24 protein-coding genes and 1 pseudogene are annotated in these 20,255 nt (G+C 67.8%); 11 read left to right on the forward strand and 14 right to left on the reverse strand.

The window, feature by feature from the left end; all coding sequences use genetic code 11:
* Positions 1-7: 7 nt before the first annotated feature.
* From IH26_RS0104325 to IH26_RS0104345, 5 genes are all read right to left on the reverse strand, one after another.
* Complete coding sequence (locus tag IH26_RS0104325; protein ID WP_030434779.1) at positions 8-520, reverse strand: hypothetical protein; 513 nt, start codon at positions 518-520, stop codon at positions 8-10.
* 158 nt (positions 521-678) lie between these two features.
* A complete protein-coding gene (locus IH26_RS0104330; RefSeq protein WP_030434780.1) occupies positions 679-879 on the reverse strand; it encodes a cold-shock protein in 201 nt (66 codons plus the stop codon).
* Positions 880-1,292: 413 nt separating this feature from the next.
* Positions 1,293-2,222: an acyl-CoA desaturase gene (locus tag IH26_RS0104335; protein WP_051807465.1), complete on the reverse strand. Its 930-nt coding sequence runs from the start codon at positions 2,220-2,222 to the stop codon at positions 1,293-1,295.
* Positions 2,223-2,539: 317 nt separating this feature from the next.
* Positions 2,540-3,418, reverse strand: coding sequence for a nitroreductase (locus IH26_RS0104340; RefSeq protein WP_157437041.1), 879 nt, complete (start codon positions 3,416-3,418; stop codon positions 2,540-2,542).
* Between the two features lie 611 nt (positions 3,419-4,029).
* A complete protein-coding gene (locus IH26_RS0104345) occupies positions 4,030-4,242 on the reverse strand; it encodes a hypothetical protein (RefSeq protein WP_030434783.1) in 213 nt (70 codons plus the stop codon).
* A gap of 124 nt (positions 4,243-4,366) precedes the next feature.
* On the opposite strand from IH26_RS0104345, the gene IH26_RS0104350 reads away from it, so the two are divergent.
* The 3 genes from IH26_RS0104350 to IH26_RS0104360 are packed head-to-tail and all read left to right on the forward strand — an operon-like array spanning position 4,367 to position 7,315.
* Positions 4,367-5,101, forward strand: a complete 735-nt coding sequence (locus tag IH26_RS0104350; RefSeq protein ID WP_030434784.1) for an IclR family transcriptional regulator — start codon at positions 4,367-4,369, stop codon at positions 5,099-5,101.
* 48 nt (positions 5,102-5,149) lie between these two features.
* The gene (locus IH26_RS0104355) at positions 5,150-6,106 is read left to right on the forward strand and encodes a PDR/VanB family oxidoreductase (RefSeq protein WP_051807469.1); all 957 of its coding nucleotides are present in this window, start codon (positions 5,150-5,152) and stop codon (positions 6,104-6,106) included.
* Positions 6,107-6,115: 9 nt separating this feature from the next.
* On the forward strand, positions 6,116-7,315 hold the full coding sequence (locus IH26_RS0104360; protein WP_030434786.1) for a cytochrome P450: 1,200 nt from the start codon (positions 6,116-6,118) through the stop codon (positions 7,313-7,315).
* Between the two features lie 235 nt (positions 7,316-7,550).
* Here IH26_RS0104360 and IH26_RS55460 read toward each other — a convergent pair whose 3' ends face one another.
* From IH26_RS55460 to IH26_RS59510, 3 genes are all read right to left on the reverse strand, one after another.
* Positions 7,551-7,784 carry a TetR/AcrR family transcriptional regulator gene (locus IH26_RS55460; protein ID WP_051807471.1) on the reverse strand — a complete coding sequence of 78 codons (234 nt, stop codon included), beginning with the start codon at positions 7,782-7,784 and terminating at the stop codon, positions 7,551-7,553.
* A gap of 511 nt (positions 7,785-8,295) precedes the next feature.
* Complete coding sequence (locus IH26_RS0104375) at positions 8,296-8,688, reverse strand: DUF6069 family protein (protein ID WP_211268566.1); 393 nt, start codon at positions 8,686-8,688, stop codon at positions 8,296-8,298.
* Positions 8,689-8,774: 86 nt separating this feature from the next.
* The gene (locus IH26_RS59510; protein WP_157437042.1) at positions 8,775-8,924 is read right to left on the reverse strand and encodes a hypothetical protein; all 150 of its coding nucleotides are present in this window, start codon (positions 8,922-8,924) and stop codon (positions 8,775-8,777) included.
* Positions 8,925-9,090: 166 nt separating this feature from the next.
* Between IH26_RS59510 and IH26_RS0104385 the strand changes: the two genes are divergently transcribed.
* Positions 9,091-9,552 (forward strand): MarR family winged helix-turn-helix transcriptional regulator, encoded by a 462-nt coding sequence (locus IH26_RS0104385; protein ID WP_169789714.1) that lies wholly within the window; start codon positions 9,091-9,093, stop codon positions 9,550-9,552.
* A gap of 423 nt (positions 9,553-9,975) precedes the next feature.
* On the opposite strand, the gene IH26_RS0104390 is transcribed toward IH26_RS0104385, so the two are convergent.
* The gene (locus IH26_RS0104390) at positions 9,976-11,418 is read right to left on the reverse strand and encodes a carotenoid oxygenase family protein (protein ID WP_030434790.1); all 1,443 of its coding nucleotides are present in this window, start codon (positions 11,416-11,418) and stop codon (positions 9,976-9,978) included.
* A 331-nt stretch (positions 11,419-11,749) separates the two neighbouring features.
* Between IH26_RS0104390 and IH26_RS59515 the strand changes: the two genes are divergently transcribed.
* Complete coding sequence (locus tag IH26_RS59515) at positions 11,750-12,001, forward strand: hypothetical protein (protein ID WP_157437043.1); 252 nt, start codon at positions 11,750-11,752, stop codon at positions 11,999-12,001.
* A 173-nt stretch (positions 12,002-12,174) separates the two neighbouring features.
* Here the strand turns inward: IH26_RS59515 and IH26_RS0104395 are convergent, their stop codons facing one another.
* Entirely contained in the window at positions 12,175-13,677 is a 1,503-nt protein-coding gene (locus IH26_RS0104395; RefSeq protein WP_030434791.1) for an MFS transporter, read from the reverse strand.
* A gap of 143 nt (positions 13,678-13,820) precedes the next feature.
* Between IH26_RS0104395 and IH26_RS0104400 the strand changes: the two genes are divergently transcribed.
* Positions 13,821-14,501 (forward strand): TetR/AcrR family transcriptional regulator, encoded by a 681-nt coding sequence (locus IH26_RS0104400; RefSeq protein ID WP_030434792.1) that lies wholly within the window; start codon positions 13,821-13,823, stop codon positions 14,499-14,501.
* Between the two features lie 104 nt (positions 14,502-14,605).
* Here the strand turns inward: IH26_RS0104400 and IH26_RS62635 are convergent.
* Positions 14,606-14,785, reverse strand: a pseudogene (locus IH26_RS62635) (hypothetical protein); the annotation flags it as partial.
* 203 nt (positions 14,786-14,988) lie between these two features.
* Positions 14,989-15,222 carry an Lsr2 family DNA-binding protein gene (locus IH26_RS57565; protein WP_425394361.1) on the reverse strand — a complete coding sequence of 78 codons (234 nt, stop codon included), beginning with the start codon at positions 15,220-15,222 and terminating at the stop codon, positions 14,989-14,991.
* 711 nt (positions 15,223-15,933) lie between these two features.
* On the opposite strand from IH26_RS57565, the gene IH26_RS0104405 reads away from it, so the two are divergent.
* Positions 15,934-16,857: an alpha/beta hydrolase gene (locus tag IH26_RS0104405; protein ID WP_211268567.1), complete on the forward strand. Its 924-nt coding sequence runs from the start codon at positions 15,934-15,936 to the stop codon at positions 16,855-16,857.
* Here the strand turns inward: IH26_RS0104405 and IH26_RS64425 are convergent.
* Entirely contained in the window at positions 16,799-17,428 is a 630-nt protein-coding gene (locus tag IH26_RS64425) for an IclR family transcriptional regulator domain-containing protein (RefSeq protein ID WP_211268568.1), read from the reverse strand. The genes IH26_RS0104405 and IH26_RS64425 overlap by 59 nt on opposite strands.
* Positions 17,429-17,568: 140 nt before the next feature.
* Between IH26_RS64425 and IH26_RS61980 the strand changes: the two genes are divergently transcribed.
* The 4 genes from IH26_RS61980 (at position 17,569) to IH26_RS59525 (ending at position 19,737) form a co-directional block, all read left to right on the forward strand.
* Positions 17,569-17,781: a hypothetical protein gene (locus IH26_RS61980; RefSeq protein WP_211268569.1), complete on the forward strand. Its 213-nt coding sequence runs from the start codon at positions 17,569-17,571 to the stop codon at positions 17,779-17,781.
* A 201-nt stretch (positions 17,782-17,982) separates the two neighbouring features.
* Positions 17,983-19,191 carry an aromatic ring-hydroxylating oxygenase subunit alpha gene (locus tag IH26_RS55470; protein ID WP_051807476.1) on the forward strand — a complete coding sequence of 403 codons (1,209 nt, stop codon included), beginning with the start codon at positions 17,983-17,985 and terminating at the stop codon, positions 19,189-19,191.
* On the forward strand, positions 19,191-19,538 hold the full coding sequence (locus IH26_RS0104420) for a hypothetical protein (protein WP_051807478.1): 348 nt from the start codon (positions 19,191-19,193) through the stop codon (positions 19,536-19,538). Before IH26_RS55470 ends, IH26_RS0104420 begins: the two co-directional genes overlap by 1 nt.
* Before the next feature lie 22 nt (positions 19,539-19,560).
* Positions 19,561-19,737: a Rieske (2Fe-2S) protein gene (locus IH26_RS59525; protein WP_157437044.1), complete on the forward strand. Its 177-nt coding sequence runs from the start codon at positions 19,561-19,563 to the stop codon at positions 19,735-19,737.
* A gap of 188 nt (positions 19,738-19,925) precedes the next feature.
* Here IH26_RS59525 and IH26_RS61160 read toward each other — a convergent pair whose 3' ends face one another.
* Positions 19,926-20,234, reverse strand: coding sequence for an ISAzo13-like element transposase-related protein (locus IH26_RS61160; RefSeq protein ID WP_281179685.1), 309 nt, complete (start codon positions 20,232-20,234; stop codon positions 19,926-19,928).
* Positions 20,235-20,255: the final 21 nt, after the last annotated feature.

Genomic DNA, 20,255 nt, shown 5'->3' on the forward strand with positions numbered 1-20,255 from the left:
TCGGTGGTCAGAGCAGGAAATACGTACGACGCAGGGCCGGGTTGATCAACTGTTCCACCAGCTCGCGGCGCCCGTCGCCGGCTGCCCCGCCGACATCGGCTACCACCACAAGCACGCGCCCAACCCGCGCTACCGCGAGGTAAGTGTTCCGGGCGGCGGTCCGATCGGCGTGCGTGACGTCGTGGCGGAGCCGCAGCAGCAGCGAATCGCGGCCGGCCACCCCGGCATCGAGGATGTCCCAGCGCCCCTCTGCGTCGATACCGCGACACCTGTCCATTGCCCGGTGCAGGTCGCGGACGTATCGGCGGGCCCCGTTGGGCAGGTAGAGGGCAACATACTCCACGGTCAGCGCGGGCGGCCCGGGCGAACGCACCACTGCCGAGATGGTGCGCGAGCCCAAACGCATCCCGGCACTGGGATAGGCACCCTCGGCGCACGGCTCGGGCGGCCGCAACCACGCCCAACTGTCGTCACCGACCGTGGTCCTCGTGGCGGCGTGCAGTTCGATGGTCTGAAGCATCGCTCGATCCGGAACGGCCACGGCACTGTCAGTGGCAGGTGGCCGGCTGCCGGAGTCCCTGCCCCGGCCGGCGGAAGCGGACCCCGCCGCGACTCCCACCAGCAGCATCAGGCGGCAGAGAGGCTTGCGGGACCGGCGGCCGGCCGGTTGCCGACCGGTCACAGCGGACGAATATTCTCCGCTTGCCCGACCGCGGCGCCCTGCGGGACGCCCGACGCGACCCGCCGTTTTTCGCCGGGAGTGCGGAAACCGGCGGTGATGGCGGAGAAATGCACGAATACGGCCGCGCCGCCATCGTCCCGCGTGATGAAACAGAATCTCTTGGCGCCGTTGAACCATTTGAAGGTACCGGTGGCCATGACTGGTCCCCTTCGAATCGGAGGTTCACCTCGCGTCGCCGCGTCGGTCTTCTCGGGTACTGAACCAAAAGAGAACGCCTGCCGGGAAATCTCCCAACCAGCAGACGTCAAGAACATTGACAGAAATCCAAACAGTAGCCACCACAACCTAACCCCGCAGCAGCACAAAAGCGAGCCTCGCCGGCTCGGCGCCGAGCGATACCGAGGCCTACCCGCGTATCCCGTTGACATTGGCCGACATGCACAAACATCGCCGTCCGGCGTCAACGGTGCCATTCGGTTGGCTGACGCGGTCGAACGCCCTCCTTCGAACGCCGGGCCATGGAGATCGACGCCGGCACCCGCGCGGCCGGCCCGCGGCGATCAGAGCGAGAACCGCGGGCCGAGCAGCTCCGGCGACAAGGCGACCGCGGTCAGCGGCCGGCACCTTGCGGCGCCGTCGCGGCGTCGCCGAGGCGTTTTGCGGCGAGTCGCACCGGGTCGGGCCAGCGTACGTCGTGGGCCCAGCCGAGCTTTTCGAAGGCCCAGATGAGGCGGGCGCCGGGGTCGATCTGGCCGCGTAGGACGCCGTGTCGGGCGCCGGTCGGGTCGGCGTGATGACTGTTGTGCCAGCTTTCGCCGAACGAGAGGATCGCCAGCGGCCAGAAGTTCGCGGCTTTGTCCCGGCTGCGGAAGGGACGCTCACCGACGACGTGGCAGATCGAGTTGACCGACCAGGTGACGTGGTGCAGCAGGGCCATGCGTACCACGCCGGCCCAGAAGAAGGCGGTCAGCGCCCCGGTCCAGCCGGCCGTGAGCAGCCCGCCGACCAGCGCTGGGAGCAGCAGCGAGACGGCGAACAGGGGCAGGGCCAGCCGGTCGATGGTCTGCATGTCGCGGTCGTCGACCAGGTCCGGCGCGAAGCGGGCCTTGTTCGTCACCTCTTTGTTGAAAAACCATCCACAATGGGCGTACAGCAGGCCCTTGGCCAGGGCACGTAGACCGGTGCCGTAGCGCCAGGGGGAGTGCGGATCGCCCTCCTGATCGGCGAATGCGTGGTGCCGACGGTGATCGGCGACCCACTCGGTCGGCGGACCTTCGGCCGCGAGTGTTCCGGCGATCGCCAGCGCGATCCGCAGCGGACGGCGGGCCTTGAAAGAACCGTGGGTGAGGTATCGGTGGAAGCCGACCGTGACGCCGGCGCCGGCGATCAGATAGCCGGTCACCGCCATCGTGGCGTCCAGGGCGGACAGCCCCCAGCCCCAGGCGACCGGGATGGCCGCCAGCAGGGCGAGGAACGGCGCGACGACGAAAATCCACAGCGCCACCACGGCGTACGTCGGCTGCTGGGTTGTCTCGAGCATGGGCAGGCGGCCGGGCAGGGCGCCCGGCGGTGTTGATGTGGAAGCGCTCACGGAAGCGACTCCTCGAACTTGCCGCCCGGTCACGCCGATCCAAGATCGCGTCGAGCGGGCGTGGCCACCGTTGGAAGGGAGCCGCGGGAGTCTGGGCGGCTGCCGCGATCGCGCCGTCGTGGGCGAAAGCGACTTGAACTCGAAGGGTCGGTATACCCCGGTCCTGGGTCGGTATACCCCGGTCCTGGGTCGGTATACCCCGGTCCTGGCCCGCTGAAACGTCGGGCGGCAATCCGAAGCCTTGATGTGCCCGCTGTGTGACCGCCTCAGTCCGGCTCCGCCACCAACGACAGGAGGTCGATGGTCTGGATGGACTTCGGTCGCGACAGGTGCGGTACGTCGGTCTCGTTCACCTCCCGGCCCAGGCGCACGATCAGGTACGGATGACCGAGCTCTGGCATCGTCCGGAGGACCGTCCAGGTCGCGGCATGTTCGACCGGGGCGCCGATCGGCCGGAGCGACAACCCGGCGCGGACCGCGGCGAGGGAGGCCGCGGAGAGGGCCTCGCCGGCGCGCAACCAATCGATGTCGTGATCGTGCGGGCCGTGCAACACAGCGACGGTCGCCGTCTCGTCGTGAACGCCGAGCGTCCCGGGAAGCTGCGGGCCGAGCGGGTCCGCGGTCGATTCCGGGCCGGACCACGATGCCGATTCCGCACTCCGCCCGGAGCCGGTCGCCGCGTCGTGGCCGGTCGCCGCCGGCAGTTCGAGAATCTGCGCCGGCGTCAGCACGCCGACGCGGACGTCCTGAGCCTCGGCGGCCGCGCTGACGGCCCGCAGAGTCGCCGGCTCGACCGGGTCGCCGGTGAGCGGCCGCTCGTCCGCGCGAGGCAGGTCGATGGAGCGGGCCAGGCCGGCGGTGTCCGGATTCACCGGCGCCCTTCCCGCGATGAGCAGGCGGGCCAGGTGGGCCGGGTCGCCGGTCACCGGCCGCCGGCTCACTGACACCGACCAGGCTCGCGCGGCGAGCGTCAGGCGTGCGTGGTGCAGGGCGGCGCCACAGCTGATCGTGACAAGCCGGCCGTCCGGGTCGGGGAACCGGGACATCCGCTGGTGCGCGGCGAAGAGGTCCAGAACTCCACCGGTGACCTGCCATCGCCACGGCTGCGAATGGTGAGCCGATGGCGCCAGTCCGGCCGCGACCACGGCCCGGTAGTAGTCCTCATTGGCGATGCGATGAGTGATCGGGCGAGCAGTACCGGCCAGCCGCGCGGCCGCGCCGCCGTTGACCGCTGCAGGGGACCGGGAGCCGGGTTTCGTGGTTGCTATGGGTCGTTCCCGTCGTCAGGCCAATGCGGGCGCGGGGCCGAGCCCATCGATGAGGGCGGGGACGAGGCCTGGCGCCGAGAACGGCACCATTGGGTCGACCCCACCGTACGCGTCGGCGCCGCGACCGGTTCGGCCGCGGCAGGTGATCCTCACGGAGAACGCATGAGCTGAACGTCCGCGTTCCGTGGTCAGGTGAGCGTGGCCCAGACCACTTTGCCGCCACGGGTCGGCATGGCGCCCCACGCGGCAGCAAGCGCGTGTACCAGCAGCAAGCCGCGTCCCCGAGGGTGCAAGGACGGTGGCGGGCTGACGACGGCCGGCCACCGCGGACGCGGAAATTCGCGGACGCCGTCCTGCACGGCCACGTGCAGCCGGCCGGCATCACGGGACACGGTGACCCACGAAGGCGACCACCGTGTTACGCAGCAGTTTCCCGTCCGCGTCTGGGCTCACCGGCCATGCGTATCACCTTGCGACGGTGGGTGCAATCAGTGGGGCCGTAACAGATCTGGTGGCAGGAGCGGCTCGTCGGCGGCGAGGGGCCGCGGGTCGCTGATGTGCCGGGCGAGTTCGTCGATCCGGAAGCGGTTGGGGCCGACAGCCCACCAGACGCCGGATGCCACGTCTCCGGTCAGCCGATAGGCGCCATCGGCGCGCACCGTCATGGACGCGGAGTCGCGTAGCAGGTGCAGGGTGGCCACGATCCGGCCCCGTCGGCGGCTCCGGCGGGTCCGACATCCGTCTCCCGTGGCTGTCTCCGGCATGGGTCAGGATGTCTTGAAGGCGGTCAACGCGCGGCGCTCGGCGGAACGGCACACTGAGACCATGGCGGAGTCGGTGCTCGACCGGGTGGTGCGCATCCTGGCCGCGTTCAGCACCGACGAGCCGGCGCTGACCGTCACCCAGCTGTCGGCCCGCACCGGGCTACACCTAGCGACCACGTCCCGGCTCGTGCGGCAACTGACCGAGCACGCGCTGCTGGCCCGCGACGCGGACGGCCGCGTGCGGATCGGCGTACGGCTGTGGGAGCTCGCCGCCCGGGCCGCGCCGACCCGCGGGCTGCGCGAGGCTGCGATGCCGTTCCTGGAGGACTTGCACGCGGTCGTCGGCCACCATGCACAGCTCGCCATCCGGGAGGGTGCCGAGGTGCTGTTCGTCGAGCGGCTCAGCAGCCCGGGTGCGGTGATCAATTACTCCCAGGTCGCCGGGCGGCTGCCGCTGCACGCCTCATCGTCAGGGCTGGTGCTGCTGGCCTGCGCGCCCGCCGAGCTGCAGGAGCAGGTTCTGGCGGCCTCGATGCCGGCGTACACGCCGGACACCATCACCGACCCGCGCCGGTTGCGGCGGGTTTTGGCCGAGGTGCGACGGCAGGGGTACGCGTTCAACGCCGGCCACCTTCACCCCGATGCCACCGGAGTGGCCGTGCCGGTGCGCGACGGCGCCGGACAGGTCGTGGCGGCCGTGTCGGTGATCGTGCCCAACGACGCCGCCGCGCGGGCCACCATTGGCGTGCTCCAGACCACGGCGCGCGGCATCTCGCGCAGCCTCTCCTCTCACTGAGTGATAGCGCTCTTCTTTCGAACGTGTGACCCAGGTCATCCTTCCGGCATGTACGCCCTGACCCCGCTCGTGGACACCGCCACCACCGTCCGGCTGCGCGTCGCCAGCAAGACCACGGTGGCCGCCGACGTCCAGACCGTCGTCCTCGAGGACCCGGACGGTCGCCGGCTCCCGCCGTGGGCGCCCGGCGCGCACATCGATCTGGTGCTGCCGAACGGGATCACCCGGCAGTACTCGCTGTGCGGCGACCGCTTCGACCCGTACCGGTATCGGATCGGGGTGTTGCGTGAGCCGGCGGGGCGCGGCGGATCAGCGTACGTCCACGAGGTCTTGAAGGTTGGTGATCTTGTCGGCCTCGGCGGGCCGCGCAACAACTTTCCGCTGGTGCCGGCCGACCGCTATCGCTTCGTAGCCGGTGGCATCGGCATCACGCCGCTGCTGCCGATGATCGCGCAGGCGCAGGCGATCGGCGCCGACTGGCGGTTGCTGTACGGCGGGCGTACCCGTGGCTCGATGGCCTTCCTCGACGCGCTGGAACGCTACGGCGACCGGGTAACCGTCCGTCCGCAGGACGAGTACGGCCTGCTCGACCTCCCTTCTGTATTGGACGGGACCCGGCTGTACTGCTGCGGCCCGGCGCCCCTACTCGACGCCGTCGAGCGGCTCTGCGCGGACAAACCTGCCGGCTATCTGCGCACCGAGCGGTTCGTGGCCGCCACGACCGGTGCGGCCCGGGATGCCGCCTTCGAGATCGTCTTGGCGCACTCCGGAATGAGCGTCACGGTAGCGGCCGGCGACAGCGTGCTGGACGCCCTGCGCGGTTGCGGCGTCCCGGTTCTGTCGTCCTGCCGGCAGGGGCTGTGCGGCACCTGCGAGGTCGCCGTGCTGGACGGCGACGTCGACCACCGCGACAGCCTGCTCGACGAGCAGGAACGCTCCGACAACACCTGCATGTTCGTCTGCGTCTCCCGCGCCCGTACTTCCCGCCTCGTCCTCGACCTGTAGGAGCCGACGATGACCGCCACCCTCCCGGCCCTGCCGCGCTCGGACGCCGACCCCTTCGGCCACGACATCCTGGAAGACCCCACCGCGTTCCACGCCGAGCTGCGCGACGCCGGCCCGGTGGTCCATCTCGAGCGCTACGACCTGTACGCGATGGGCCGCTACCAGCACGTGCACGCCGCCCTGACCGACTGGCAGGCCTTCCAGTCCGGCGCCGGCGTCGGACTGTCCAACTTCCGCTACGAGAAGCCCTGGCGGCCCCCGAGCCTGCTGCTGGAGGCCGACCCGCCGGCCCACGACGCGCCCCGGGCCGTCGTCAGCAAGATCCTCAGTCAACGAGCCATCCGCCGCCTGCACGAGCAGTGGATTCGGGACGCCGAGGCCCTCGTCGACGAAGTCCTCGCCGCCGGCCCCACCTTCGACGCCGTTCCCGCCCTGGCCGAGGCGTTCCCCTTGCGCGTCTTCCCCGACGCGGTCGGCATCGCCCGGGAAGGTCGAGAACACCTTCTTCCGTACGGCGATCACCTCTTCAACGCGTTCGGCCCCGCGAACGACCTCGTCGCCAAGGGAGCGCCGCGGATCGCCGAGCTGTCCGCCTGGGTCAACGCCCAGTGCGCCCGCGACGCGCTCACCCCGGACGGCTTCGGCGCCCGGATCTGGGCCGCCGCCGACCACGGCGACATCACCCACGACCAGGCGCCGCTGGTCGTCCGTTCTCTGCTGTCGGCCGGCGTCGACACCACCGTCAACGGACTCACCGCCGTCCTCTACGCCCTGGCCACCACGCCCGGCGCCTGGCAACGCCTGCGCACCGACCCGGGCCTGGCCCGCGTCGCGTTCGACGAGGCCGTCCGCTGGGAATCCCCCGTGCAGACGTTCTTCCGCACCGCCACCACCGACGTGACCGTCGACGGAGCTGTCATCCCGGACGGCAAGAAGATCCTGATGTTCCTCGGCGCCGCCAACCGCGACCCGCGCCGTTGGGCGTACCCGGAGGTTTTTGATCTCGACCGCGACCCGTCCGGCCACGTCGGCTTCGGCATGGGCCTGCACCAGTGCGTCGGCCAGCACGTCGCCCGCCTCGAAGCGCAGGCGCTGCTTACCGTCCTGGCCCGCCGGGCCCGCACAGTCGAACTCGCCGCCGAGCCGGTCCGCCACCACAACAACACCATGCGAGCCTGGGCGTCACTGCCGATCCGGATCGCCGTCTGAGCGGGGATCACCGTGTGGCGTGTAGAGCTTCGATGGCCCGGAAGTGCCGGCGCACGTCGCATCGGTGCGGCTGGATAACGCTGTTCGAACAGGGAGTGGGGGCTGCTGCGGTCAGCGGCCTCCGCCGAGACGAGCACGAACAGCTCAATCAGACCCGGCTGGGCCAGATGTCGCTCGGTGGCGTGAACCATTTCGGCGAGGACACCTTCGATACCCGCCTCTCGACGTCCGGCTGCTACCACCATGCGGACGCGACGTCCAGGCGGTGCTGCGCCACGGCGAGGAGCAGGTGCTTCTTCGACGGAAAGTGGTAGAGCAGCCCGCCTTCGGTGAGCCCCACGTCGGCGGCGATCTGCGCCATCGGCGTGCGGTGGTAGCCGCCGGCGGCGAAGCGTTCCGCGGCCGATATCAGGATCTGCGCACGCTTCTGGCGGCCGACCGCACAGCTTCCGGTACGTCGTCGTGGCATCGCATCAGGGTTGAGGGCTCTTCAGGCGCGGGGGCCAGGAGCATTTCGTGGCGGCCCTGCTCTCCGACGGCCCCAGGACCCACGATGCCGAACTGCGGGCGCACGTGCTCACGCACGCCGTCACGGACGCGATGCGTGTCGCCGTCACGTTCTTGCTCGAATCAGGCATGCGTGGCTCTCTCCAAGAGGAGTGCGAGAAGGCCCTGTCGTTCCTGCATGAGGCGTTCGCGCGGCCCGAGGGACCGGGCGCGGGCCCAGTGGCCCGAGAGACTGAGCACCTCCCGTCGCTCGGGAGATGTCCGCTGCCGGTCCGCGATGGTCAGCTGCCCCTGGACCGAGGCGCTGCTCTGCAATGGGTTCCGTGTACCGGTCGAGCACGACGCACTCGTACGCCGGGTTCGTGTAGTCGAGGCTGATGATCGGGCACCACCGCGCCGCAGGATCGCCGCGGAGATCGATCGCCTGGATCGGAGGCGGTTGCGCGGCGTTCACCGGTTCGCCGCGCGGTGGGTCATCGTGAGCTTTGCAGGGGCAGGATGCGCGCGTAGACCGGGACGGCGACGGCGGCGACGACGACGTGCATGACCATCAGCGCGGCGACGGCACCCCAACTGGTGCCGGCCATCTGACCGGCCACGCCGACAAGCACGTCTGGCACCAGGCTGACCACCAGGACGGCGGGCACGAGGATACGCAGCGTCGCTCGCGGGTTGGCGGCGCGGGCGCGGATGATCGCCCAGCCCACCGCGCCGGCGAGGATGCCGATGATCGTGAAGAAGCTGTAGGTCCCCACTTGCAGGGGTACGTAGTCGTGCGACGCGCCGCCGGCGTGCGCGATCGCGGCCACGGCGCCGTTGAGCGCGATAGCGCCGATCATCGCGACCACGAGGCCGCCCGTGATCACCAGTGGGCCCGGCCGGCGGTGGCGGGAAAGGACATCGGACATCGTCTACTCCAAACAGTCGAAACGGGGTTGACCGGCAATGGTGGTCAGTAGCCGCGGAAGTTGTCGTTACGGAGCTGCTGGCCGCTGAAGCCGAGATCCTTCAGCGTGGCGCTGGTCTCCGCGATGAACTGCGGCACTACGGACGCGTAGTAGGTCGCACCCGGATGGTCGGCGGTTACCTGCTGGAGGCCCACCGAGAAGTCTTCACGGCTGCGGTGGTCACGGGCATCGCGAGCGATGCTCCTGCGTCTCGGCCGCCTCCTACGGCAACGAGGAACACCTTCGTTGAAGCTATCAGATCGTTTGTGGCTGTCAACTATATTGGTCACTAAATGATCGGCGAGATGATAGATTATGGTCGTGACCTCCCTTCCGAGCCCTGACCGAGGCATCCCGTTGCCGGTACTGCTCTCGCAGGCCGGCGAACTAGCCCGGGAGCTCCTGCAACGCCAGCTCGCGTCTTCGCGCCTGCGCCCACGGCACGCGCACGTCCTGCTGTTTCTTGAGCACACCGGCGCGGCCGGGCAGCAGGATCTTCTGGAGCGGCTCAATGTCGACGCGAGCGTGCTGGTAGGCCTGCTCAACGACCTGGAGGGCGACGGCATGGTGAAGCGACGCCGCGATCCCGCCGACCGCCGCCGACACATCGTCACCATCTCCGAGCAGGGCAGAGCCGCGGTCGCGGAGGTGCACTCCTCGATCGACCGCATCAGCGACGCGCTGTTCGGATCCCTGAGCGACGCGGACCGCGGGCACCTTCACCGAATCCTGGTCGCACTGACCTCCGGCATTCCGGTCACGCCGTCGGCTTGCGAGCGTTGAGGTCTGCGCTGGTGCTCCGTCACTTTGCGACAGGTTCAGCAACCGCCCGGGAACTAATAAAACGATCTCCGGCCGGGCCTACCTGATCAAGCGGGCCGGGCCGCCGCGACCGGCCCGGCGGTCCCGCTACCTCGACGCGCTACGGCCATCGGGGCGTTCCTGCGAACCGGCACCGACGGCGCCGGCGATGGTGTCCGCGCCGGCCGCCGCTGACCGCGGCGACGGGGCGTACTGGATGTCGCCGCGCCTCAGGCGGTGCCGAGAACAGAGCGGCGTCGAACTCGGCAGCGTCCGGCCAGTTGCCGTTGATCTCAGCGGGACACGATGGTTCAGCTTGATCCGGCGACCGGGGCGGCGGTGGGTGGGGCATCCACTGGCCGGCGGGACGCTTCGTCGCCCCGCCGGCCAGTGGATGCCGGGGATTCAGGAGCCGTTTATGGCGGCGTCGAGGTCGGCTGCGTCCGACCAGCTGCCGTGGGTTGTCAGGGGAATTCGGTGGTTGAGCTTGATCCGGGCGATGGGCGTGCCGGTGAAGTCCTGGGCTTCCTGAATGATGACCTCGCTGCGGTCGGTGGTGGGGTCCCACCAGGTCGACAGCAGCCAGCCGTCGTCCTCGGCCGTGGCTTCGGGGCGGGGCACGAACTCAGGTTCGCCGGGGGAGGTCAGCACACCGTCGGCTGTCTGCATCGACGTCTCGCCGGTGAGGTAGTCGTGCTTGGCCAGGCCGTCGATGAACCAGGCACCGGTTCCCCGGGTCGTCACGTAGTAGCCGTATCGGTGGGACTGGCCGGTCCGCTGATCGTTGATCCGGGGGAACTCACCGAGGATGTCGCTGACCTGGCTGTCCGTCGTCTTCCCGGTGGCGAGGTCGAGCTCCCAGCGCCAGGGGGTGGCGACAATGCTCTTGAACCAATAGTTCCAGTCGCCGCCCGGCGGCGGTGACTCCAGCTCCTTCCAGGTGGGGCCGAAACGGGGGGTACGGTGCCCGTCGACGACGATCTTGGAGCCGTCCTGGTAGGCGTTGAGGAAGTGAGTCTCGGTGAAGGCGTCGGGCGCCTCGAACCACGTTACCTCGCCTGTCCTGCGATGCAGGACAGCCCAGCGGCACGTGTCCAGTGTCTCCGGCTCCCAAACCGTCGACGGGACTCCCTGGAAATAGTGCTCGAAGCGGACCATCGCCGGATTTACCAGGAAGATCGCGTAGTCGGTGGTGACGGCGTAGTCATGGGTGAAGGTGGGGACGCCCAGGTCGACCGTGTGAAGGTCGATGACCTGCCCGTTACGGTCGGCCCGGAACCACGTGACCACGCCCCCCCGGTTGCCGAAGGTGAGGATGTCGCCGTTGGCCGGATCGATCTTGTGGTGGGCCGTCAGCGGGGGTCCGGTGAACCCACCGTGGAAGTCGTAGCGCTGGCTGACCGTCTCCAATGTGTCCGGCCGAAGCTCGTGCGGAACGTCGGCCTCGCAGAAGACCAGCAGGCGGCTGTCGAAGAGGGTCACGTGCGTGTTGGCGAGGTTCTTCGGAAAGTTACCGGGCGCCAGCGGGACGGCACTGGGGTTCATGAAACCGCTGTAGAGGGAGTGCCCCACCTCCCTCTCCCGCTGCAGGCCGACGGTCTTCACGTAGCGGTTGCGGTAGCTCGCCCTGCCGTCGCGCAGGAAGAGGGCGTGGACCATGCCGTCACCCTCGAACCAGTGGTAGCGGCTCGGATCCTTGGGCCGGTACATCGGGTTCGCGCCCACCCGGTACAGCGCACCGTTCAGCTCGTCCGGGAGCCGGCCTTCGATCTCCAGATCGAAGGCCTCACCCTCTTCTCGCCAGGGTGTGTAAGGCCCGTTGAGAAACATGTTGTTGGGGTCCCACATGGACACCCCTCCTTGTCATTACCGAAGTTGTCCTGTAATTCAGGACTGGATCTCTAATACTTGGGACTCCCGGTGATCGTATTGCCGGTACTTGGAAAAGGTCAATCCCTGCGCAGGCGCCAATTTCGAGGTGGAGTGAGTAATTCCGATGAGTGTGAGCCGTGTAGCCGCGCCTATTTCAGGGGCCTCTTTCTGGGCTACCCGTCACTCATGGCAGGATCATCGTCCTAATCTGTGGAGTCCCTATGACTGATGCCAATGTCAGCGCTGCTTCCGCACCCCTGGCGAGACCTTGTCGTGTCCCACTCCGTTCGCCGGCCTGCGGGATGTCGTGTCCGTCAAGGGCAAACTGACGCAGGAGTATCACGCAGCCATCGAGAAAGGTCTTCCGTCCTGGTTCTTTGTCGGAAAGGTTAACGACGCGCCGAAGCAAGGCAGTTATTTCGTCCTGGACGTGCCCGGTGAGGGAACCCTGCGCTCGGTGCTGGACAAGCAGCAACACCACATGGCCACCGAAGGTATTCAAACCTGGAACAGGCAACCCCAAACCATGGAGACGTGCCCCGAACAATCACGCCGATAGCCCTGGAACCAATCGGCACGATCACCGCTGGAGAGATGCAGAACCGGACCGCCGGCCAGGCCGCAGCGGTGGCCATCGGGCAAATGCTCACGCACTGCTCAAGGTCATCCGGAATTGCTAGCCCAAGCGCGGAACTTACAGCGGCCGCGTGCCCACGGGGTGGGTGGCGTGGTTCAGTGCATGAGGACGGGTTCGGTGGTGGGTTGTTGTTGTGGTATGCCGCGGCGTAGGAGTAGGCCGCAGACGATGGCGCCGGTCGTGAGGATGGCGGCGGACCACCAGTAGGCGGTGGTGTAGCTGTGCAGCATGGATTGGACGACGGCGTTGGGTTCGGACTTGTGAGTGGTCAGGTAGTTGGTGGCGGCGCTGGCGGCGAGGGTGTTGAGCAGGGCGGTGCCGATGGAGCCGCCGATCTGCTGGCTGGTGTTGAGGGTGGCCGAGGCGACTCCCGCGTCGACGGCTTGGACGCCGAGGGTGCCTACGCTCATGGCTGGCCCGATGATCAGTCCGAAGCCGAGGCCGACGGTGATCAGTGGGGGCAGGATGTTGGCGGCGTAGCTGCTGTCCAGGTCCAGGCGGGTCATCCAGATCATGCCCGCGGCGGCGACGATCATGCCGGCGGCGACCAGCGGTTTGGGGCCGACCCGGGGGATCAGTGTGCTGGTGGCGGTGATGGAGGAGATCATCAAACCGCCGATCATGGGCAGGAACGCCAGCCCGGTCTTGACCGGGCTGTAGTGCAATGAGGTCTGCAGATAGTAGGTGAGGAACAGGAATACTCCGAACATGCCGGCGCCGGAGAAGAAGACGGCCAGGAATGAGCCGGCGCGGTTGCGGTCGAGGATCACCCGTAGGGGCAGCAGGGGGTTGGCCGCCCGGGTCTGCAGGAACACGAAGACGGCCAGCAGTACCCCGCCGGCGGCCAGGAAGCCCCAGCTCATCGGGTCGCTCCAGGCGTAGGTCTCGGCGTTGGAGAAGCCGTAGACGAGGGCGAACATTCCGGCGGAGACGGTGATGATGCCGGGCCAGTCGAGGCGGGGGCGGGTGGCGGCCTGGCGGTGGTGCAGCAGCAGGATGCCGCCGATGGTGGCGATGGCGGCGAAGGCGACGTTGACGTACAGGCACCACCGCCAGTCGAGGTATTCGGTGAGCACGCCGCCGAGCAGCAGGCCGACGGCGCCGCCGGCGCCGGCGATGGCGCCGTACACGCCGAATGCTTTTCCGCGTTCGGACGGGTTGGTGAAGGTGGTGGTCAGCAGCGACAGCGCGGCGGGGGTCAGCAGGGCGCCGAAGATGCCTTGCAGGGCGCGGGCGGCGACGAGGATCTCGAAGGATCCGGCCGCACCGCCGAGGGCGGAGGCGGCGGCGAAGCCGATCAGGCCGACCAGGAAGACGCGTTTGCGGCCGAACACGTCGGCGATGCGGCCGCCGAGCAGCAGCAGGCTGCCGAAGGCGAGGGAGTACGCGGTGACGATCCATTGCCGGTTGCTGTCGGAGAAGCCGAGGTCGTGTTGGGCGCTCGGGAGCGCGATATTCACGATGGTGGAGTCGAGCACGACCATGAGCTGGGCGATGCCGATGACACCGAGGATCAGCCACCGGCGCCGGTGGTGCGGATTGTCCGATACGGCGGCGGGAGCCTCGCTCTCGCCGGCAGTGCTGGCGGTGGCGGTCATGAGTACAGCCTTTCGAACGTAATCGAGAAGTGCGGCCTGGTAGAGGAACTTGAGGCCTCTATTCCAGTTGGAGGTAGGGCCTCCATTTCGGCAGCGTAGCACTAACCGGAGGTCTGTCCTCTAGTTATTGATATGCTGGTCACATGTCAGTCACCGGCACCGTCGGCGCGAGCGGCGCGGATCGTCCGCTGCGGCGCGACGCCGAACGCAACCGTCAGCTCATCCTGCAGACCGCTCACCGGGTGTTCGCCGACCGCGGACTCGACGTGTCCCTCGACGAGATCGCCCAGCAGGCCGGCGTTGGCGTCGGCACCGTGTACCGGCGGTTCCCCACCAAAGAAGCGCTGGTGGAGGCACTGTTCGAACAACGGCTGCAGGCGGTCGTCGAGATCGGGCAGCAAGCACTGACCGACCCGGACCCCTGGCGCGGACTGCTCACCTTCTTCGAACGCGTCAGCGACATGTTGGCCAATGACCGCGGCCTGCGCGAGGTCACGCTCGGCACCCGATACGGACGCGAGCACGTCTCCGACTTACGCGAGAGCCTTCAGCCGATCGCCACCGAACTCGTTGCCAAAGCCCAGGCCGACGGCCGGCTCCGCGCCGACCTGTCCGCCACCGACCTTCCCCTGCTCAGCCTCATGGTCGCCGCCGTCGCGGACTACACCCACCACGCGCACCCGGACGCCTTCCGCCGCTACATCACCATCGTCATCGACGGCCTGAGCACCGGCCGCGCCGATACGACACCCCTACCGTTCGGCCCGCTGACCGACGACCAAGTCGACCAAGCCATGCGGACCTGGCACCCTCCGCGCCGGTGATTCACGGGCCACGCCTTACGTGAGTGCGAACCGGCCGCCGACGAGGCTGCTGGCATCGCGTGGTCACCGGATCATGACTGGCTTCCCTGATATGTGACGCTCCGTCACCGGGGTGGCGGCCCGGCGTCAAGCACGTCAGGGATGAACAGCGAGCCCTTTCGACCTCGATAGGTCGGGTTCTCGACCTCGTGTAGGACTCGGGTGGCCTGCACGATCGCGGTCGCCCGGCGCGGGCAGCAGCGCAGCTTGGCCAGAACCTTCCAGGTCTTGAGGGTGGCATTGGCGTCGACTCGAGACCATCCGGCTCGATTTGCGTCGGCAGCATTCCGCGCGTGCCGCCACGCTGCTCCAGGCGCTGGACGAGGCATGGGACGTCATCGACGCCTCCGCCCGGCCGGGGCGGACCGAGACGTCGACGCCCTACGTGCGACCCACGCACAACTGAGGCGCCGAGACTGAGGAGGCCGCCGGCCAACATATTCCTAGCTCAGGCAATGCTCTTCTCTAACGTGCCGAGGGCACCCCTGCGCGTTCTTCCGGCAGCGAACCCACAGCGGTGCCCTCGCGCAGCACGACAACATGCCATCTTCGCGCCGCGCGGATTAGTGAGCAGCCTCAAACGCTCCACGACCGGGCCAGGGAGCCGCCCCCGCTCAGAGACCGGGTGACCGTTCCCATTCGCCCAATCACGGATCGCCTGATTTTTCTCCCGGCTGTTCACAGGAGCCGCAGCACGGGTGTCGCGCGTCGCCTTGCGATCGACGCGGACCTCGCAATATTCGGCTGCATCAATAAAATTTGTGGGCGATATTTCGTGCTTTCTATCGTGGTCGGCAGCCGGGCGGATTCAAACACTTGACGCAATGACTTGTAAACCCAGGTTCCTAGGACGGTTACAGATTGGGATGGTCCTAGGGCCGCCGCCGAGGCTGGTTATGCCTTCGGGTTGGTTCCGGCTGTTGCTGGCCTGTACCGCGCCAAAACTCCGTGCATGGTTGTGAGCTGACGTTTTGGAGATTGCTAGCGGACGCGGCGACACCGGACAGGACGACGCTCGGCGTCTGCTGTCCTCCCGAGGTGGAGCCACCACGCCGGCCGGTGTGCGGGACGGCGTTGTCCAGCCCAACGGACACTCACGCTTGACGAGTCATCACCGCTCCGTTTTACTCTGTCCTGCAGAGCAGTATTGCGGTCCGAATATTCGGGACAACCTGTGGTGCCTGGCGAGGAGGTCATGCGCGATGAGAGACGTTGCAGACAAGGTCGCGGTCGTTACCGGAGCGGGCGCGGCATCGGTCTCGGGATTGCACGAGCGTTCGGACTGGTTGCCGGAGATCGAGAGGTGGCCCGCGCCCCCCACCACCGACTTGGCGCAATCCTCGACGGTCGCCGGCGAATCGGGGCTCCGTTGACGACATCAGGGCTGGACAACGTGGGCGGACTTGACGAGAAGTTGTTTCAGGCCGCGGCGATCGATCCCGAAACAGCCGGCTTCAACCTGCAACTTCGCGCGCTGCTGAAGAGCAGTCCTGGCGGTGAGGCGGGCCCCGGCGGCCTTCCGATGCCTCCCGAGGAGCCTTCGGAGCGTGCACGCACCATCCTGATCACGGGACAAGGCGGTCACGAACTGGCTCTGCGGGTCATCGCTCCGGACCGCCCCGAGGGCGTCTACCTGAACTTCCACGGCGGCGGTTTCGTCAGTGGCAGCGCAACGCAGTCGGATCAGGAACTGGAGCGGATCGCACGGAACACAGACTTCGCCTGCATCGACGTGGACTACCGGCTGGCGCCCGAGCACCCTTACCCGGCGGCCTGGGACGACGCCGAAGCCGCGGCGATGTGGCTGATCGAAAATGCCCAGTCGGAGTTCGGAACCGATGCGCTCGCGATCGGAGGAGTGTCGGCGGGCGCGACACTCGCGGCCTCCGTCCTTGTCCGGCTACGCGAGCGGCGTGGCTCCACCGGGTTCCAGGCGGCGAACCTGGTCTTCGGCAATTTCGACCTCTCGATGACCCCGAGTCAAACGCTGCTCGGCGCCGACGCGGTACCAGTTTCGTTGGACGCCATCCGAGCGTGCACCGACGCGGTCGCGCCTGAGACCGAAAAACGCCAGGACCCGGATCTGTCGCCCCTGTACGCCGATCTGCGGGATCTCCCGCCGGCGCTGTTCACGGTCGGCACCCTGGATCCGTTCCTGGACGACACGTTGTTCATGCATGCCCGCTGGATCGCAGCCGGCAACCCGGCCGAGCTGGCGGTATACCCCGGCGGCGGGCATGTTTTCACCGCATTCCCCATCAGCCTCGCGAATCAGGCGAACGACCGCATCGAAGCCTTTCTCCGCCGGATCGGGTAACCCGTATCGATTCTCGACACGGGGGACCGCAGCGGGCTGGTCGACGGAGTCGAGACCAAGCCGCCGCAGGCTGGCGCTGCACGGGTGATGCGGCACGCCATGGGGACGTCGAAACTGGCGGTACCTGCGCCGATCCGAACGCCAGTTCCTGCATCGGGAGCAGGGCTGTCTCTGTGAGGCAGTAGCTGCGCCGGGCCAGCCGGGGGATCCGAACTGCGCCGTGTCGCCGTGGCCGCCGCGCTGCATCGCCAGCCCCAGAACGTAGCGGGCCAGCGTGGCATAGGAGCGTGCGGCCAGCTCTGGCGGGAAACCGCTGGCGAACGGAGACGGCGGCGACGCTGATGGCGGCGACGACGTCCCCGGCCTTGTCGCGCAGGGGAGCAGCCACCCCGAGGACGTCGCGGTCCAGTTCGCCGCGGCTGAGCGCGTAGCCGCGCTTACGGGTGTCCTGCAGCCGGTTCAGGATGTCCGGTTTCGTGGTCGGCGTGCGTTCGGTGAACGACTCGAAGTGCGCGCCGTCGAGGCCCGATCCACCGCATACCGGTACCTGCAGAGCCTGACCAGGTCGCATTTCGTCGAAGAGGCTGGGGACGGCGAATACCGGCTGGGCCGCAGAGTGCTGGAACTGGCCCGCCTGGCCCGCCGCGGCATGGGACTGTCCGCACTCGCCCGGCCAGGGATGAGGCGCCTGGCCGCCGGCACCGGCGAACCGTGTTGCTCACCCGCTTGGCGGGGGCGGGCGTCCTCTGCCTCGAACGCGAGGACGCCGATGTCCGAGTCGTACGGATCTCCTATGAACGGGGCCAGATCCTGCCGATCAACGCCGGCGCCTCAGCCTTCGTGCCGCTCGCCTGGCTGCCACAGCCCGAGGTGGACGCCATCACGCTGGTCGGCGGTCTTTCGCTGGTCGGCGGTCTTTCGTAGCGCACGCGGTCCGCACTGGAGTTGCTATCACGATATCCGGTCGTGAAGTCCCTTACCTGCTATGCGGGACACCTAACAGTTGGATTTACCCGACCCGATCCCCCGCTCGGCGGTGGAGGGCCCTTCAGATCTTGTCACCCCTACGGCTCCGCAGTAGTGTCCTGCTAGTAGAGACGTGAATCCTATTTTACAGGAGCGAGCATGTCCGATGTTTTCGTCAGCTCCGACCCTGGCACTGCGCCGCGCGAGCTCCGTGACGTGGTGACGGTCCGGGACAAGCTGACCCAGGGCTACCACGACGCGGTACTGGAGAAGGTCTTCCGGCCGTCCTGGTTCCTGATCGGCAACGCCAACGAGCTGCCGAAGCCGGGAAGCTTCTTCGTCCGCGATATCCCCACCTTCCGCACCTCTGTGCTGGTCAAGCGCGGCAAGGACGGGGTGATCCGGAGCTTCCACAACGTGTGCCGGCATCGCGGCAAGAAGGTCGTGCCCACCGAGTGCGGGTGGGCCGAAGGCACCTCAAGCTCGCACACCTGCTGGTTCCACGGCTGGTCCTACAGCGCCGACGGCTCGTTGCGGTCGGTTCCTGACGAGAATCAGTTTTTCAGCATGGACAAGGCGAAGAACGGGCTGGTCCCGGTACGGACCGAGGTGTGGGCGGGACTGATCTTCGTGTACTTCGGCGGCGAGGACGGGGTCGGGCTCACCGAGTGGCTGGGCGAACTCGCCGACGGATTCGAGGGCTACTACACCGAGATGGAGAAGATCGGCACCTTCTCCGCCGACGTCCGGGCCAACTGGAACATCGCGATGGACTCCTTCTCGGAGGGCTATCACACCATCTTCCTGCACCGGCGCACCCAGCCCAAGCTGGTCGGCAAGGACAACCCGATGCGCCATGCGCCCCTTATCGACGTCTACGACCGGCACGTCCGCGTCGGCACCCCGGCAAATTCCGAGTACCTGGGGCCGCCTGCCGAACGAGCCCTGTACGCGCATGGCCGCAAGCTCTCGCCCGCGGTGGAGACCGACTTCAGCCTGCTGCCGCCCGCGGTGAACCGGACGCGCTTTCAGCCGTGGTTCTTCGACATTGTCGGGCACTTCCCCAACGTCAGCATCCTCAACGGCCCGCACTGGTACAGCGTGGTCACCGTCTGGCCCATCGACCGGGAGAACACGCGGTTGCACTTCGATCTCTATGCCCGCAAGACCCGGCATGCGGGAGACCGGCTGGCCCAGGCCTACACGCGCGGGTTGCAGTACACCGTCGCCCGTGAGGACCTGTCGGCCATGGAGGACGTACAGCGCGGCCTGGACTCGGGCGCCATCGACAGCATCAACCTCTCCCTGCAGGAGTTCAGCCTGCAGAACCGCTACGCCATCATCGACGAACTGATCGGAGCGCGGTAATGAAACTCCACAGCGAGCTTCCCGACGGATTCTCCGACCTTGCGCCGTTCCTGGACCGGTGGCGGCTGATCGGCCAGCAGTCCAGGATGCGTGCGATGGCCGCCGCCGACATGCCGGAGCTGCGGACCTTCTACGACGCCGTGCTGCCGCGCATCGACGCGATCATCGCCCATCTGAACCAGTTTCCGGTGGACGACATGCCCCCCCAGGAGCGGGCGCTGTTCGACCTCGCCCTGACCTTCGCCGAGGTCGCCCACCCGGTGGACCTGGAGTGGCGGTCGGCTGACGTGAGCGACCTGTTCCCGGCCGAGCGGATCGACCTGGTCGGGCCGTCTCAAGCCTGGTGACCAGCCGAAGTGATGTGACGTCATGAGTGACAAGTTCGGCGTGCTGACCAGAGTGGGACCGGACACTCCGGCCGGCGACCTGTTCCGGCAGATCAGGCTTCCGGTGGCCAAGTCCTCGGAGTTCGAAGCCGACGGGGAACCGATCCGGCTGATGGCACGCGGGGAGCGGCTGGTCGGCTTTCGCGACACCCAGGGCTAGCCGCGCGACTGATCGTCAAGGGGGTTGCGCCGTGGAAGCCGCTTCCCGCTGCGGCCGATGAGGGGGTTGCGATCGGTGCTTGCGTCTGCCGTTCGCAACCAGCCTCGATCCGTCAGAAGGTATTGATCCCTCGGTAATGTTTTCGGCTGACCGTTTTGTCCCTTAGGGCTCAGCGCGGACCTACTCAGTCATTTGATCTTTGATTTGTTGCTCAGACCGAGTTTCCGCGTCCGTCCACAACCGATGCCGTGGTTCCGTTCGCCGTGAAAGTCGTGCGGGGCAAGGGGAACGGCCGCCCACTCGTTGTCGGTAACCTTGACCCCGGTCGGGTAGACGCCGTCGTCCAGACACGCCGACACGGTCAGCCCGGTCTCGGTCGTGGTGTGCGCGATCAGCTCCAGGATCGTCTGGTAGTCGGTCAACGGCCGACCCGCCAGTTGATGGAGATGAACGGGAACATCTTGTGCTCTATCTGACCGGAAAATGACCTTGGCCACGTCGGGGTTTGGGCAGGCGGC

This window comes from Actinoplanes subtropicus (assembly GCF_000721705.1).
GTDB classification, from domain to species: Bacteria; Actinomycetota; Actinomycetes; order Mycobacteriales; family Micromonosporaceae; genus Actinoplanes; species Actinoplanes subtropicus.